The organism is Kribbella sp. NPDC048915, assembly GCF_040649595.1.
GTDB lineage: Bacteria > Actinomycetota > Actinomycetes > Propionibacteriales > Kribbellaceae > Kribbella.
The window spans coordinates 1-14837 of sequence record NZ_JBEZFT010000065.1 but is presented as its reverse complement, the minus strand read 5'-3'; the positions used below and the strand labels follow the sequence as shown (position 1 = coordinate 14837).

16 protein-coding genes are annotated in these 14837 nt (G+C 68.1%); 12 read left to right on the top strand and 4 right to left on the bottom strand.

Features of this window, described 5'->3' with window-relative positions; all coding sequences use genetic code 11:
- The first annotated feature begins 37 nt into the window (after positions 1-37).
- Genes AB0B82_RS26460 through AB0B82_RS26440 form a run of 5 tightly spaced genes read left to right on the top strand, consistent with a single transcriptional unit; the run spans position 38 to position 4626 of the window.
- Positions 38-1360, top strand: coding sequence for an ABC transporter substrate-binding protein (locus tag AB0B82_RS26460; RefSeq protein ID WP_360173931.1), 1323 nt, complete (start codon positions 38-40; stop codon positions 1358-1360).
- Positions 1357-2295: a sugar ABC transporter permease gene (locus AB0B82_RS26455; RefSeq protein WP_360173928.1), complete on the top strand. Its 939-nt coding sequence runs from the start codon at positions 1357-1359 to the stop codon at positions 2293-2295. The genes AB0B82_RS26460 and AB0B82_RS26455 overlap by 4 nt, the downstream gene beginning before the upstream one ends.
- A complete protein-coding gene (locus AB0B82_RS26450) occupies positions 2292-3170 on the top strand; it encodes a carbohydrate ABC transporter permease (RefSeq protein WP_360173925.1) in 879 nt (292 codons plus the stop codon). The genes AB0B82_RS26455 and AB0B82_RS26450 overlap by 4 nt, the downstream gene beginning before the upstream one ends.
- A complete protein-coding gene (locus tag AB0B82_RS26445) occupies positions 3171-4241 on the top strand; it encodes an SGNH/GDSL hydrolase family protein (protein ID WP_360173923.1) in 1071 nt (356 codons plus the stop codon).
- A gap of 4 nt (positions 4242-4245) precedes the next feature.
- Positions 4246-4626, top strand: a complete 381-nt coding sequence (locus AB0B82_RS26440; RefSeq protein WP_360173921.1) for a VOC family protein — start codon at positions 4246-4248, stop codon at positions 4624-4626.
- A gap of 3 nt (positions 4627-4629) precedes the next feature.
- Here AB0B82_RS26440 and AB0B82_RS26435 read toward each other — a convergent pair whose 3' ends face one another.
- Positions 4630-5193: an HdeD family acid-resistance protein gene (locus AB0B82_RS26435; protein ID WP_360173919.1), complete on the bottom strand. Its 564-nt coding sequence runs from the start codon at positions 5191-5193 to the stop codon at positions 4630-4632.
- A gap of 151 nt (positions 5194-5344) precedes the next feature.
- A complete protein-coding gene (locus AB0B82_RS26430; protein ID WP_360173916.1) occupies positions 5345-6064 on the bottom strand; it encodes an IclR family transcriptional regulator in 720 nt (239 codons plus the stop codon).
- Between the two features lie 167 nt (positions 6065-6231).
- Between AB0B82_RS26430 and leuC the strand changes: the two genes are divergently transcribed.
- The 4 genes from leuC (at position 6232) to AB0B82_RS26410 (ending at position 10516) form a co-directional block, all read left to right on the top strand.
- Positions 6232-7656 carry a 3-isopropylmalate dehydratase large subunit gene (gene leuC, locus AB0B82_RS26425; RefSeq protein WP_360173913.1) on the top strand — a complete coding sequence of 475 codons (1425 nt, stop codon included), beginning with the start codon at positions 6232-6234 and terminating at the stop codon, positions 7654-7656.
- A 14-nt stretch (positions 7657-7670) separates the two neighbouring features.
- Positions 7671-8270 (top strand): 3-isopropylmalate dehydratase small subunit, encoded by a 600-nt coding sequence (gene leuD, locus AB0B82_RS26420; protein ID WP_360173910.1) that lies wholly within the window; start codon positions 7671-7673, stop codon positions 8268-8270.
- Positions 8271-8580: 310 nt separating this feature from the next.
- Positions 8581-9762 (top strand): magnesium/cobalt transporter CorA, encoded by a 1182-nt coding sequence (corA, locus tag AB0B82_RS26415; RefSeq protein ID WP_360173907.1) that lies wholly within the window; start codon positions 8581-8583, stop codon positions 9760-9762.
- Positions 9763-9943: 181 nt separating this feature from the next.
- Positions 9944-10516: an HU family DNA-binding protein gene (locus AB0B82_RS26410; RefSeq protein ID WP_360173904.1), complete on the top strand. Its 573-nt coding sequence runs from the start codon at positions 9944-9946 to the stop codon at positions 10514-10516.
- 122 nt (positions 10517-10638) lie between these two features.
- On the opposite strand, the gene AB0B82_RS26405 is transcribed toward AB0B82_RS26410, so the two are convergent.
- Both AB0B82_RS26405 and cofC read right to left on the bottom strand, forming a co-directional pair.
- The gene (locus AB0B82_RS26405) at positions 10639-10845 is read right to left on the bottom strand and encodes a hypothetical protein (protein WP_360173901.1); all 207 of its coding nucleotides are present in this window, start codon (positions 10843-10845) and stop codon (positions 10639-10641) included.
- A 1-nt stretch (position 10846) separates the two neighbouring features.
- Positions 10847-11518 carry a 2-phospho-L-lactate guanylyltransferase gene (gene cofC, locus AB0B82_RS26400; RefSeq protein WP_360173898.1) on the bottom strand — a complete coding sequence of 224 codons (672 nt, stop codon included), beginning with the start codon at positions 11516-11518 and terminating at the stop codon, positions 10847-10849.
- A 16-nt stretch (positions 11519-11534) separates the two neighbouring features.
- Here cofC and AB0B82_RS26395 point away from each other — a divergent pair, with 16 nt between their 5' ends.
- Genes AB0B82_RS26395 through AB0B82_RS26385 form a run of 3 tightly spaced genes read left to right on the top strand, consistent with a single transcriptional unit; the run spans position 11535 to position 14241 of the window.
- Positions 11535-12320, top strand: a complete 786-nt coding sequence (locus AB0B82_RS26395) for a lysophospholipid acyltransferase family protein (RefSeq protein WP_360173896.1) — start codon at positions 11535-11537, stop codon at positions 12318-12320.
- On the top strand, positions 12317-13318 hold the full coding sequence (locus AB0B82_RS26390; RefSeq protein WP_360173893.1) for an NAD(P)H-dependent glycerol-3-phosphate dehydrogenase: 1002 nt from the start codon (positions 12317-12319) through the stop codon (positions 13316-13318). The genes AB0B82_RS26395 and AB0B82_RS26390 overlap by 4 nt, the downstream gene beginning before the upstream one ends.
- Complete coding sequence (locus AB0B82_RS26385; protein WP_360173890.1) at positions 13315-14241, top strand: aminoglycoside phosphotransferase family protein; 927 nt, start codon at positions 13315-13317, stop codon at positions 14239-14241. Before AB0B82_RS26390 ends, AB0B82_RS26385 begins: the two co-directional genes overlap by 4 nt.
- The last annotated feature ends 596 nt before the right edge of the window (positions 14242-14837 follow it).

Below are 14837 nucleotides of genomic sequence, written 5' to 3'. Positions count from 1 at the left end.
CGTTTCGTCCGAGCAGTACGTCTCCAAGGAGCCCGGTGTGACCACAACAAGTTTTTCTCGGCGTACAGCGCTGAAAATGGCGGCGGGTGCCACCGGCGCCGCATTCCTGGCCGCGTGCGGCAAGAGCAACGGTGCCGGCGGTGGCGGTGGCGGCGGAGTCCTCAACGTGTGGGGCGGGGTGCCGCCCGAGAGTGGCCCCAACGACCTGATCGCGGCGTTCCAGAAGGAGCATCCCGACATCAAGGTCACCTATACGCGGTACGTCAACGACGACCAGGGCAAGCTGAAGCTCGACACCTCGCTGCAGGGCGGCGTGCCGATCGACGTCTTCTACACCTACGACACGCCCACGTTGACCAAGCGGGTCAACGCCGGGCTGGCGGTCGACCTGTCGGAGAAGGTGGCGGGTGACTCCGACCTGGCCAAGTTCGCCGCGGACAAATCGCCCGCGACGAACGTCGCCATCGGCGGCAAGGTGTACTCCGTCCCCGCGCAGACGTCGCCGACCGTCATCTTCGTCAACGACAGCATGCTGTCCGCGGCCGGAATCACGATTCCGGATGGCTGGGACGTCAACGAGTACCACGACGTGGCGCGCCGGCTCAGCAAGGCCGGCAAGGTGTTCGGCTCGTTCAAGACGCCGCCGATCCACCGCTACACCATCGGCCCGAACTACTTCTACAGCGAGGACGGGAAGTCGTCGTCGTTCGGTCAGCCGATCTGGCGGCAGTACCTCGAGTTGGCGCTCGCGATGCAGGCCGACGGCAGCGCGCTGCCGCAACGCACGATCAAGGCCGAGAAGCTGGAGACGTTCGTCCACGGCCCGCTGCTGACCGGCCGGGTGGCGATGCTGCCGGCGCAGCTGTTCGTGCTGCGCTACGCCAGCGACCTCAAGGAATTCCCGCACGACTTCAAGATCCGCGCCGTACCGAACCCGGTGCCGGTCAAGGGCAAGGAAGCCTGGAACGACGGCGCGATCGGCGACCACATCTCGATCAGCGCCAAGTCCGAGAACCAGGAGGCGGCCTGGACCTTCGTGAAGTACTGCATGATGAACGGCAACTACATGATCAAGGGCGGCCGGTTGCCGTCGCTGCTCGATCCCGCCAAGCAATCGCAGGCGGTCGCCGACCTGCTCGGCCCGGACCGCGACAAGCTGTACGACGTCGCGTCCTTCGAGAAGGCGCTGTTTCAGAGCGCGCCGAAGATCCCGATCGACACGGTCACCACCGGCGCGGTCGAGATCGACACGATGTACACGAAGCTGCACGACGAGGTGTTGCTCGGTCAGCGCTCGGTCGACGACTTCGTGACCCAGGCGACCCGTGAGGCCGACAAGGCGATCAAGGCGGCCGGGTGACCGCGACCACGAGCGCGGTCCGCGCCCTCAGTGGCACTCGACGCCGACCGCAGCCGACCGGCCGGGCGAACCGGTCGGCCTGGCTGTTCATCGCGCCGAACCTGATCGGGTTCCTGTGCTTCACCTTGGTGCCACTGCTCGCGGCGATCGCGATCGCCTTCACGAACTGGAACGTGGTGTCGGGTCTCGACGGCATCAGCTTCGCTGGTCTGTCGAACTTCACCCAGGCGCTCGGCAGCGGCGCGTTGTGGTCGGCTGCCGCGCGCACGGTGTTCTACGCCGGTACGGCGGTCCCGTTGACCATGCTGGGCGGTCTCGGACTGGCGTTGCTGCTGAACCGCGACATCCCCGGCCGCACGGTGCTGCGGGTGCTGTTCTTCCTGCCGCACGTGGTCACCTCGGTCGCGATCGGCCTGGTCTGGCTGTTGCTGCTCAACCCTGACTCCGGGCTCGTCAACAGCGGTCTCCGGGCGGTCGGTGTCGGCTCACCGCCGGACTGGCTGATCTCCCAGACCTGGGGCCTGCCGTCACTGGTGCTGATCGCCATTTGGTCGGCGGTCGGTTACAACGCGGTGCTCTACCTGTCGGCCCTGCAGGGCATGCCGGTCGACCTGTACGAGGCGGCCGCGCTGGACGGCGCGGGTGCCTTCCGCAAGTTCACGACCGTGACCTGGCCGGCGCTGATGCCGACGACGACGTTCCTGGCGATCACGATGACGATCGGTCAGTCGCAGGGCTTCGGGCTGATCGCGTTCCTCACTCAGGGCGGACCGGGCGACTCCACGACCACACTGTCGTACTACATGTACCAGCAAGGGTTCCAGTTCTACCGGTTCGGCTATGCGGCGGCGATCGGCATGATCAGCTTCGTCGGCGTCCTGGTGCTGACGGCGTTCCTCTGGCGGTTCCAGAAGGGACGGGGGCTGTACACATGACCACCTCGACCACCACCTCCACGAGGGCACTGCATTCGGCCGTCGTTCGCCGACGCCGCGCCACCCGGACCGTGGGCAACACGGTCCTCGGCTGGGGACTGGCGGTGCTGTTCGTCGTCCCGTTCCTGTGGATGCTCTCGTCGTCGCTCAAGCGCAACATCGACGTGTTCACCTTGCCGATCCGATGGATCCCGGACCCGGTGCACTGGGCGAACTACGCCGACGTGTGGATCGGCGAGAAGTCGATGATCACGTACTACGGCAACTCGCTGATCGTGACGCTCACCGGAGTGGTCGGGGACCTGACGACGTCCGCGATGGCCGGGTACGCGTTCGCCCGGTTGCGGTTCCGCGGCCGGGACAAGATCTTCCTGCTGTACCTGGCGACGGCGATCATTCCGTCCCAGCTGCTGCTGGTTCCGCGGTTCATGTTCTTCCAGCAGCTGGGGCTGTACGACACGCTGTGGGCGCTGATCCTGCCGGGCATGTTCACGGTGTACGGCACCTTCCTGCTCCGGCAGGCCTTCGTCACCGCGCCCGAGGCGCTCGGCGAAGCGGCCCGGATCGACGGCGCCAACGAGTGGCAGGTGTTCTGGCGGGTCTATCTGCCGCTGGTCCGGCCGATGCTCGCCGCGCTGGCGATCATCAGCTTCGTCAGCAGCTGGAACGACTACGAGACACCACTGGTGATGCTGACGAACCCGGAGAACTTCACGATTCCGTTGGGGCTGACGACGTTCGCCGATGCCGAGGGCGGTATCTCGGCCGGCATCGCGATGGCCGCGGCGGTCTCGGCGCTGATCCCGGTCGCGACGGCGTTCGTGATTTTCCAGCGGCAGTTCATGGAAGCTCTCGCGCATTCGGGGATCAAGTAGATGACCTTTTCCAGCACCGGGCCGCTGCGAGCGATCCCGGCCGCCGATCCTGTCCTCACCTGGCGTGGGGCCGTCGAGGTCGAGCACACGGCCGACTGGTCACGGGGGTGGCGGTTGCCGCTCAGCCGGCTGCGGCTCTTTCCCGGCGAGCGCCTGCAGACCCAGGCACGCGCTCAGGCAGGGATCAGGATCGCTGTTCAGACCGATACGACAACACTGGCCGGCCGCTTCGTGCCGGTCGACGAGTCCGGCGCGGACGTGGCCGCGGTCGAGTTGGTGGTCGATCTGGTGATCGACGACGTACTGTTCGGTTCCACGGTCGTCGCGGTCGACGGCTCCTTCGCGTTCGAGGGTTTGGCCGACGGCGTGAAGCTGGCCGAACTGTGGCTTCCGCAGACCGGTGACGTCCGGCTCGTGGAGCTGGCCGTCGACCACTCGGCCCGGGTCGCAGTGGCGCCGCCGTCGCACCGGCCGCGGCTCGTCACCTACGGCAGTTCGATCACACATGCGGGCGGAGCCGAATCGCCGGCGCGCACGTGGCCGGCACTCGTCGCGCGCGAGCTCGAGATGGATCTGACCTGCCTCGGGTTCGGCGGACAGTGTCACCTGGACCCGATGATCGCGCGGCTCATCCGGGATCTGCCTGCCGAGCTGATCATCGCCTGCCTGGGCATCAACATCTACGGTCAGGGCAGCTTCAGCCGGCGGTCGTTCCTGCCGGCGATCCTCGGGTTCGTGAGTACGATCCGCGACGGGCATCCCGGCGTACCGATCCTGGTCATGGCGCCGATCTTCTCGCCGAGCCGGGAGGATCAGGTCGGTGCCACCGGCATGACGCTCGCCCAGATGCGCGCGGAGGTCCTCGAAGCTGTCCAGATCCTGCACGACTCCGGTGATCCCGACGTGCACCCGATCAACGGCCTCGACATCCTCGGCCCCGCCCAAGCCCACCACCTCCCGGACGGTCTGCACCCCGACGGCCCCGGCAACATCCACATGGCCACCGAACTCACCGCGATCGCCTCCGCCCACCTTCACCAGGCAGCACCCGGCACAGAACCCGTAGCCTGAGCACATGGCTGTCGAGTTCAATCACACGATCGTGAGCTGCACCGACAAGGAGGCGTCCGCGCGCTTTCTGACCGAGATTCTCGGCCTCGGTGAGCCGTCGAGCTACGGGCCGTTCGCCGTGGTGCAGCTGGCGAACGGGACCACGCTGGATTTCGCCGACGACCACGGCCGGCCGCATCGGCAGCACTACGCCTTCCTGGTGAGCGAGGACGAGTTCGACCAGATCCACGCCCGGATCGTCGAGCGCGGACTCACCTACTGGGCCGATCCGTTCCACCGGCACGAGGGCCAGATCAACACCAACGACGGCGGGCGCGGTCTGTACTGGGACGATCCTGACGGGCACAACCTCGAGATCATCACCGTGCCGTACGGCGGCGCCTGACCCTCACGCCGGCGACGGACTGGGGTGCGCGGGCCCCGAGTGGGTACGGCGGACCGACAGCGCGACCGCGATCAGGACGACGCCCCAGACGAGTGCCGTGACGCCCAGCAGTACGGCGATGCTCACCGCTCCGGCGCCTGGATTGGCCGCGAACAGCACGCCGATGAGCAACGACAGCAGACCGCTGACGACCAGCAACCACCGTGGCATCACCTGCCGGCTGCCGAAGGCCCCCACGATCTCGAAGACGCCGCGGATGATCAGCCAGATCCCGAGGATCCAGGTCAGCGCCTTCGCGGTCAGTCCCGGGCTGGTGATCGCGAAGAACGCCGCGATCAGCGCGATCACGCCGAGCAGGATCAGCCACAGCCGGCTGCCCTGGTAGTCCGGCTGGAACGCCTGAACGATCGAGCCGATCCCGTCGACCAGGGCCCAGAAGCCCCAGAGCAGGGCCAGCGCAATCGCCGTGGAGATCGGCCAGGCGATCGCGATGATGCCGAACACGATGCCGAGCGCACCGCGCACGAGCAACATCTTCCACCCGAGAGTCAGCCAGTCCTGCGCCATGTCGGACCTCCCTTGAAGGCTCCATCTTTCCCTCATGGTGATCCTGTGATGCACGTCTCGGCAATGACCGGCCTACTGTGAGTACGAGGCGGCCACGGACCGGGCCGCACTGGTCGACAGCGGGATGGGGCAGGTCTGGCAGCTCTGACAGTTACTCGGAGGCGCGGCGCAGCGCCTCCGAGAGGCGTTCGGCGGCAGCCATGACCGCGGGGGCGTGCATCCGGCCGGGTTGCCGGGACAGGCGCTCGATCGGGCCGGAGACCGACACCGCGGCGATCACCTTGCCGCTGGGGGAGCGGACCGGGGCGGACACGGACGCGACGCCCTGCTCGCGCTCGCCGACCGAATGCGCCCAGCCACGGCGGCGGACGCCGGCCAGGGCGGCGGCGTTGAACGAGGCGTTGTGCAGACCGCGGTGCATCCGCTCCGGGTCCTCCCACGCAAGCAGTATTTGGGCGGCCGAGCCCGCGGACATGGTCAGCTGGCTGCCGACCGGCACAGTGTCGCGCAGACCGGACGGACGCTCGGCGGCGGCGACACAGACCCGGTACTCACCCTGGCGGCGGAACAGCTGGGCCGACTCACCGGTGATGTCCCGCAGTCGCGCCAGCACCGGGCCCGCGGTCGCGAGCAGCCGGTCCTCACCCGCGGCCGAGGCCAACTCGCTGAGTCGCGGCCCGAGCACGAAGCGTCCCTGCATGTCGCGGCCGACCAGCCTGTGGTGCTCGAGGGCGACCGCCAGCCGGTGCGCCGTCGGGCGGGCCAGTCCGGTGGCGGCCACCAGACCGGCGAGCGTCGCGGGCCCGGACTCGAGGGCGGACAGAACCAGGGCCGCTTTGTCGAGAACACCGACTCCGCTAGAGTTGTCCATGAGACGATATTGCCGTCTCGAATCGTGGAACGCAAGTCGCTTCAGCAGCCCAATCGGGAGCACTGTGAGCGAAAGCACCTCACCGCACACGCCCTGAACCCCGGACCCGTCCACGGATCCGCAGCGCTCAGGTGGGGTGGCCCAAGTATCCAAGGAGGAGAAGTCTGATGGGTAGGACGTTGTCGGAAAAGGTCTGGGATGCGCACGTGGTGCGCCATGCCGACGGAGAACCCGACCTCCTCTACATCGACCTCCACCTGGTCCACGAGGTGACCAGTCCGCAGGCGTTCGACGGCCTGCGCCTGGCCGGTCGGAAGGTCCGCCGGCCCGATCTGACGATCGCCACCGAGGACCACAACGTCCCGACGTACGACGTCGACAAGCCGATCGCCGACCCGGTCTCGCGTACGCAGGTCGACACCCTGCGGAAGAACGCCGAGGAGTTCGGCATCCGGATCCACACCCTCGGCGACCCCGACCAGGGCGTCGTGCACGTGATCGGCCCGCAGCTCGGGCTGACCCAGCCGGGGATGACCGTGGTCTGCGGTGACAGCCACACCTCGACCCATGGCGCGTTCGGAGCGATTGCCTTCGGCATCGGTACCAGCGAGGTCGAGCACGTGCTGGCCACCCAGACGCTGATGCAGGCCCGGCCGAAGACGATGGCAGTGACCGTCAACGGCACGCTGCCCGAGGGCGTCTCGGCCAAGGACCTGGTGCTGACGCTGATCGCGAAGGTCGGCACCGGCGGCGGCCAGGGCTACATCGTCGAGTACCGCGGCGAGGCGATCCGCGCACTGAGCATGGAAGCCCGGATGACGATCTGCAACATGTCGATCGAGTGGGGCGCGAAGGCCGGCATGATCGCGCCCGACGAGACCACGTTCGCGTACCTGAAGGACAAGCCGCACGCGCCGCAGGGCCTGGACTGGGAAGCGGCCGTCGAGTACTGGAAGAGCCTGGCCACCGACGAGGACGCGACCTTCGACCGTGAGGTTGTGCTGGACGCCGCCGAGATCACGCCGTTCGTCACCTGGGGTACGAACCCCGGCCAGGGCGTGCCGCTGGCCGCCACCGTCCCGTCGCCCGACGACTTCAGCAACGACAACGACCGGGTCGCCGCCGAGCGGGCGCTGGAGTACATGGGCCTGACCGCCGGTACGCCGATGCGCGAGATCCACGTCGACACCGTGTTCCTGGGGTCCTGCACCAACGGCCGGATCGAGGACCTGCGGGCCGCGGCGAGTGTGCTGGCCGGCCGGAAGGTTGCCGAGGGCACCCGGATGCTGGTCGTCCCCGGTTCCGGGCGGGTCCGGCTGCAGGCCGAGGCCGAGGGACTGGACAAGATCTTCACCGAAGCAGGCGCCGAGTGGCGTGGTGCCGGATGCTCGATGTGCCTGGGGATGAACCCGGACCAGTTGGCGCCGGGCGAGCGCAGCGCCTCCACGTCGAACCGCAACTTCGAGGGTCGCCAGGGCAAGGGCGGCCGGACCCACCTGGTGTCGCCGCTGGTTGCCGCCGCGACCGCTGTCACCGGAACGCTGGCCGCGCCGGCCGACCTGCCGCCCGTCGCCGTCCCCGCGAACGCCTGAGGAGCAACGCAATCATGGAAGCCTTCACCCAGCACATCGGTACGGCGGCTCCGCTGCGCCGCAGCAACGTCGACACCGACCAGATCATCCCGGCCGTCTACCTGAAGCGGGTCACCCGGACCGGCTTCGAGGACGGGCTGTTCGCGGCGTGGCGCAACGACCCGTCGTTCGTCCTCAACCAGCCGGAGTACGAGGGCGTCTCGGTGCTCGTCGCGGGACCGGACTTCGGCACCGGATCGTCGCGTGAGCACGCCGTCTGGGCGCTGCTCGACTACGGGTTCCGGGTCGTGGTGTCGTCGCGGTTCGGCGACATCTTCCGCGGCAATGCCGGCAAGGCCGGTCTGCTCGCGGCCCTGGTGGAGCAGGACGTCGTCGAGCAACTCTGGACGGCGATCGAGTCCGACCCGGGCACCAAGGTCACGGTCGACCTGGAGCACAAGACGATCTCGGCCGGCGACGTCTCGGCGCCGTTCGACATCGACGACTACACCCGCTACCGGCTGCTGAACGGTCTGGACGACGTCGGCATCACGCTGTCCCACGAGGACGAGATCGCTGCCTACGAAGCGACCCGCCCGTCCTTCAAGCCGGCCACCCTTCCGGCCAAGGCCTGAACACGTACTGAACGTCGCGGACTTGTCGCCCCCGGATCCCTGCCGTCACGAGCAGTGGGTCGGGGGCGATAACTTCGGTGTTACCCTTCTGGGGTTGCCGTTTCGAGGAATGCGAGATCGGGGAGGTGAGGCGCTCATGACCAGCAGCAGCGATCCCTCCAGACATACCGGTCTCGCCCGGCCCTCGGAGGCGTTCTTTCTCCAGCACTGCTGACGACGCAACAGCGGCGCTCCCAGCACAGTGCAGGGGTCGGGCAGACGTGCGCTCATCACTCGCCCGTACCACTGCTTCACTGCTGGAGGATGACTCATGTCCGACCTGCGCCTGCGCACGATCCGTGCGTTCAGCCGTTCCTCGTCACTGCGTGCCGCCGCCCGCAAGCACGCCGCGTCCGCGCGCAAGCACGCGGCCTCGACCGCGGCACTGGAACCTGCCGACAAGCAGCATCGCGATCAGCAGAAGCCCAAGGGACACAGCGTCGTCGACTCCGCGATCTACTGCGGCGGCCGGCGGATCGCGTCCCCGCACTCGCTCGCCGAGACCTATGCAGCGCTGCACGAGTCCCCGCAGAGCCTGGCCTGGATCGGGTTGTACCGCCCGGACCGCCGCGAACTGGACTCGCTGGCGCAGGAGTTCGACCTGCACGAGCTCGCGATCGAGGACGCCAACGAGGCGCACCAGCGGCCGAAGCTGGAGCGGTACGGCGACACCTTGTTCGTCGTCCTGAAGGCCGCGCGCTACCGGGACGCGACCGAGCAGGTCGAGTTCGGTGAGGTGCATGTGTTCGTCGGCCCGGACTTCGTGGTGACGGTCCGGCATGCCGAAGCACCCAATCTGGCCGCGGTACGGCGCCGCGTCGAGCGCGATCCCGAGCTGCTGAACCGCGGTGCCGAGGCCGTGCTGTACGCGATCATGGACAAGGTCGTGGACGGGTACGCGCCGGTGGTCGCCGGTCTGGAGAACGACATCGACGAGATCGAGACCGAGGTGTTCCGCGGTGATCCCAAGGTGTCGCGACGGATCTACGAACTGTCCCGTGAGGTGATCGAGTTCCAGCGCGCGACCCGGCCGCTGGTCGGGATGCTCGAGCAGCTGCGCGGCGGCTTCCAGAAGTACCGCGTGGACGAGGAACTGCAACGTTCACTGCGAGACGTCGCCGACCACGTCACCGAGGTGGTGGAGAAGGTCGACGGCTTCCGCGAACTGCTCCGCGACATCCTGACGGTGAACGCGACCCTGGTCGCCCAGCAGCAGAACGAGGAGATGAAGAGCCTCGCGATCGCCAGCAGCGAGCAGAACGAAGAGGTGAAGCGGATCTCTGCCTGGGCGGCGATCCTGTTCGCCCCGACGCTGATCGGCACCGTCTACGGGATGAACTTCGACCACATGCCGGAGCTGCACTGGCAGTACGGCTACCCCTTCGCGATCGGCCTGATGGCCTTGGTCTGTGGGGGTCTGCACCAGATTTTCAAGCGTCGCGGCTGGCTCTGAAAACCGTGCTCCGGCACCGCTTCGACCCCCGAAAGGCCCCGAATCGGGTGAAATTGTGGCCCGAATCGCCCAAAACAAGGCCGAATTGCCGCGTTGGTGTTTGTGAACGGCGTGTTGAGTCCATAACGTTCCTGTGAGATCGAGCGCTGTGCTCGACGCCTAGTGTTCACGGAGGGAAGCAGTGAACAAGAGCCAGTTGGTCGAAGCGCTCGCAGTGCACTTCGACGGAAACCGCCGCCAGGCCCAGCACGCGTTGGAGTCGGTGATCGACACCGTCCAGCGTGAGCTGACCAAGAAGGGTGGCAAGGTCGCCATCACCGGTTTCGGTGCCTTCGAGGCCATCGAGCGTGGCGCGCGCATCGTGCGCAACCCGCGGACCGGTGAGACCAAGCGTGCCAAGAAGACCACGGTTCCGAAGTTCCGCGCGGGTGCGGAGCTGAAGGCCGTTGTCTCCGGTGCGAAGAAGCTGCCGAAGCTGGTAGTCCCGAAGCCGGCCGCGACCGCCACCAAGGCCGCCGCCCCGGCGAAGAAGGCTGCTCCGGCCAAGGCCGCCGCGACGAAGACCGCCGCTGCGAAGAAGACGGCCGCGAAGAAGGCCCCGGCCAAGACGGCCGCCAAGAAGGCGACGGCGACGAAGACCGTGGCCAAGAAGGCGCCGGCGAAGAAGGCCCCGGCCAAGAAGACCGTCGCGAAGAAGGCGCCGGCCAAGAAGGCGCCGGCGAAGAAGACCGCGGCGAAGCGCACCGCGCGCTGATCGTCGCATCGCGGCACCAGCAAGCACCACCTCAGCGAAGGCCGGTCACCCCACTCCAGGGTTGACCGGCCTTCGCCGTGTCCGCAAGGCTTTCGGCCGCCTGGAGGTGACCAGCAGCGCGGTCAGAGGTTGGTGGCGAACTCGAGCTTGCTGACCACGGTGTCGGCGCCCGACCCGCTGGTTTGGATCCGCACCCGCTGGCCGACACGCAGATGCAGCACCTGGGTGTCGGCGACGGCGTGCACGGTGAACGGAAGCTCGATGCCGGTGTCGGTCAGCACGGCGCCGGAGAACGTTTCGCCGTCGTACCGGCTCACTGTCGCTTGCATGTCAGCAGGCTAGACCTTCGGTGCCGGTGGCGGCGCCGAGCACGAGTGACAGCACGTCCGCGGTCGCCGGTCCGACCCCGAGCTGGACGGCGCGCGCGAGATCGGCAGCGGTGTCGACGTCCCGCCGTACCGAGTCGATCGCGGTCAGTTCGATCGGTACTGCGCCGGACGTCTGGTGGGCCAGCGCGGATCCGACGCCGAAGTGCGGATCCAGCGGTACGCCAGGGGCTGCGGCGAGCAGCGTCGTACCGGTCCCGGGCAGGTCGACGACGAACGAGCGCGGCGCCGTACAGGCGGCGAGTACGGCGGTCAGCTCGGCCGGGCGCAGCGCGGGCAGGTCGGCGGACAACGCCGCGATGCCGTTGCCCGCGAACTCGGCAGCAGCCACAGTTGCGCCGTGCAGCAAGGCCTCGTTGAGCCCGGCGGCCGGCAGGTCCGGTACGACGCGGGCGCCGGCGGCGGTGACGTCCGCGGCGACCAGCGGGTCGTCGGTGACCACCAGAACGGCCTGCACCAGCGGGGAGGTGACCGCGGCCGCAGTAGTGTCGACAGCGAACGCGCGGGCCAGTTCGGGACGGTGCTGAGGGTAGGCCGGAGCGAGCCGGCTCTTCGCGATCGCCGTACGCTTCACCGGGATCACCAGGGTCCAGGGAGCGACCTGTAGGTCTGCCATCAGGCAGGATTCTCCCATGAGCGACGGCCGGCACGAGCAGCAGGAGGCAACAGTGGACACGAGGCACGCGGATCCCCGGCCGCCGCGTGGGTTCTGGTTCGGCCTGATCGTCGCGATCGTCAAGCCGTTCATGATCGTGTTCACCAAGTGCCGGTTCAGCGGCCGGGAGAACATGCCGCGCACCGGCGGCGTGGTGTGGGTGACCAACCACATCTCGCACTTCGACCCGGTCGTGCTCGGGTACTTCATCTGGGAGTGCCGGCGGATTCCCCGGTTCCTCGGCAAGGCGTCGCTGTTCAAGATCCCGGTGCTCGGCCGGATCATCACCAGCGCCGGCCAGATACCGGTGCACCGCGGCTCCGCCCAGGCCGCGGACGCGTTCCGCGACGCGGTGGCGGCGGTCGAACGCGGTGAGTGCGTGGGCGTGTACCCCGAAGGCACCATCACCCGTGACCCGAACCTGTGGCCGATGACCGGCAAGACCGGCGCCGCCCGGATCGCGCTGATGACCGGCTGCCCGGTGATCCCGATCGCGAACTGGGGTGCGCAGGAGGTCTTCCAGTCCTACACGGGCAAGCTGCGGATCCGGCTGCTGCCGCGCAAGACGCTGCAGGTGCGGGCCGGTGCGCCGGTCGATCTGAGCGCGTTCCAGGGCAAGCCGCTGACCAACGAGCTGTTGCACGAGGCAACGGCGGTGATCATGCACCGCGTCGCCGAGACGCTCGGCGAGCTGCGCGGCGAGACCCCGCCCGCTGAGCTGTACGACCTCCGCAAGGCCCGCAAAGGTGAGGAGAACGCATGAAGGTGGCTGTGTTCGGTGCCGGATCGTGGGGTACGGCGTTCGCGACGGTGCTGGCGAACGCCGGGAACCAGGTGTCGCTGTGGGCCCGGCGGGAGTCGGTGTGCGCGGCGATCAACGACAGCCACGAGAACGCCGAGTACCTGCCCGGAATCCGCCTGCACGAAGCGATCACGGCCACCCATGACCCGTCCGTGGCGGTCGACGGGGCGGAAGCCGTCGTACTGGCGGTGCCGTCGCAGTCGTTGCGGGACAACCTCGCCGAGTGGGCCGGCGTCCTGCCGAACGCCGTACCGCTGGTCAGCCTGATGAAAGGCGTCGAGCTCGGTACGACGAAGCGCATGAGCGAGGTGATCGCCGAGCTGACCGACGCCGGGCCGGAACGGATCGCGGTCGTCTCCGGGCCGAACCTCGCGCGGGAGATCGCCGAAGGGCAACCGGCCGCGGCGGTCGTCGCCTGCGCGGACGAAGGCACCGCGGAGCGGTTGCAGAAGCTCTGCCATTCGCCGACGTTCCGCCCGTACACCAACAACGACGTCGTCGGCTGCGAGCTCGGCGGTGCCTGCAAGAACGTGATCGCGCTTGCGGTCGGGATGGCGATCGGGCTCGGCTTCGGCGACAACGCGCGGGCGTCGGTGATCACCCGCGGCCTGGCCGAGATCGCCCGCCTGGGTACGGCGCTGGGCGCGAACGAGCACACTTTCTCCGGACTGGCCGGACTCGGCGACCTGGTGGCGACCTGCTCCTCGCCGTTGTCGCGGAACCGGACCTTCGGCGAGAAGCTCGGCCAGGGGATGAGCGTCGCGGAGATCGCGAGCGGTACCCGGCAGGTCGCCGAGGGTGTGAAGTCGTGCGCGTCGATCAGCGAGCTCGCGCACCGGCATGACGTAGAGATGCCGATCGCCGAGCACGTGACCAAGGTGGTTGCCGGAGAGCTGACGCCGAAGGACATGCTGTTCAGCCTGGTGTCGCGTTCGGCGAAATCGGAGCGCTGGGGGTGATCCCGGAGGCGTTCGTCCGGACCACGGTCGAACGGGAGGGTGCCGCGGGCGAGGCCTGGCTCGCGGAGCTCCCGGCGATCGTCGACGAGTTGGTGCAGCGCTGGAATCTCGAGCGCGAAGGGCCCTGGCTACACGGCCAGGTCGGCGTCATCGTCCCGGTTCGTGGCTCCGGCGAACGGCCGGCCGTGCTGAAGGTGTCGTTTCCGCATCCGGGCAACGTGCACGAGCCGGATGCGTTCGACGCCTGGGACGGGCGCTGCGCTGTCGAGCTGTACGAACGCGACGACGCACGGTACGCGCTGCTGCTGGAGCGAGTGCACACCACGAGCCTCGCCGAGTACTCCGGAGACCGCGCCCCGATCGCCGGGAACCTGCTCCGCCAGTTGGCGATTCCGGCACCGAACGGCCTACCGAGAATGTCGGAGCGCGCCGGCGAATGGGCCGAACAGTTACGCAAGGACGCCGCCGAACTGGACCACCCACTGCCGTCCGCGGTCGTGGACGCGGCCCTGGGAGTGGTCGAGGACCACTGCCGTGAGCAGCCAGAGACCTTGATCCACGGTGATTTCCACGCGCTCAACATCCTGCGCGCCGACCGCGAGCCGTGGCTGGTCGTCGACCCGAAGGGGTACGTCGGCGATCCGGCGTACGACGCGGCGTTCTTTCTGCGGACCCGGGCGTACTACCTCCACCTCGGCGGGCGCGCTCTGGACGACCTCCTGTCGACGGTGGAGACCGAGCTGCACCAGTTCGCCGAGGCGTCTGGGATCGAGGCGGACCACATCCGCCGCTGGACGCACCTGATCATCGTCCAGTCGGCGTTCTGGGCCCGCCGCCACGGCTTCGGCCGCGCCCGCACCGGCGACCACCTGGACGAACTCATCACGCTGGTCGACAAAATCGCCACCACCTGGACCGCGTAACCCCAGGCCTTATGCGTTGGGTTCGTCACTGTGGGCGCGCGGGCACTGTGGGGCGCGGAGACTGTGGGGACGGTCGGGTGCGGGAACTGTGGCGTGCGGGAACTGTGGCGTGCGGGGACTGTGGCGTGCGGGGACTGTGGCGTGCGGGGACTGTGGCGTGCGGGGACTGTGGCGTGCGGGAACTGTGGCGTGCGGGGACTGTGGCGAGTTCTCGTGGCGACTGTGGTGAGGTCGCGTGGCGACTGTGGTGAGGTCGCGTGGCGACAGTGGAGGGTTTTACCCTCCTGGTGATGCAAAAGCCTCCAGTGTCGTGGCGATAACTCTCCTAGATGATTGACGCACGGCCTGGTCTGGATTCTCGGTGGTCGTAGGCGGTGATGGAACCGAGAACGGGTGCCCCAGCGCGGTTCACCCCCGGATATCCGCGCCAGTTGGGGTTCTCTGCTCGTGTACCGACGAAGAATCCCCAACACGCGGGGTAGTGGTACGGCGCGAGGGTGATGGCGTGGTCGTCGGCGCTACCGGGTTTCCACAACACGGTGGGTTCACCCATCGTGTTGTGGGTTCCGTACCCTTCACACGGGTCAGGAACCCAC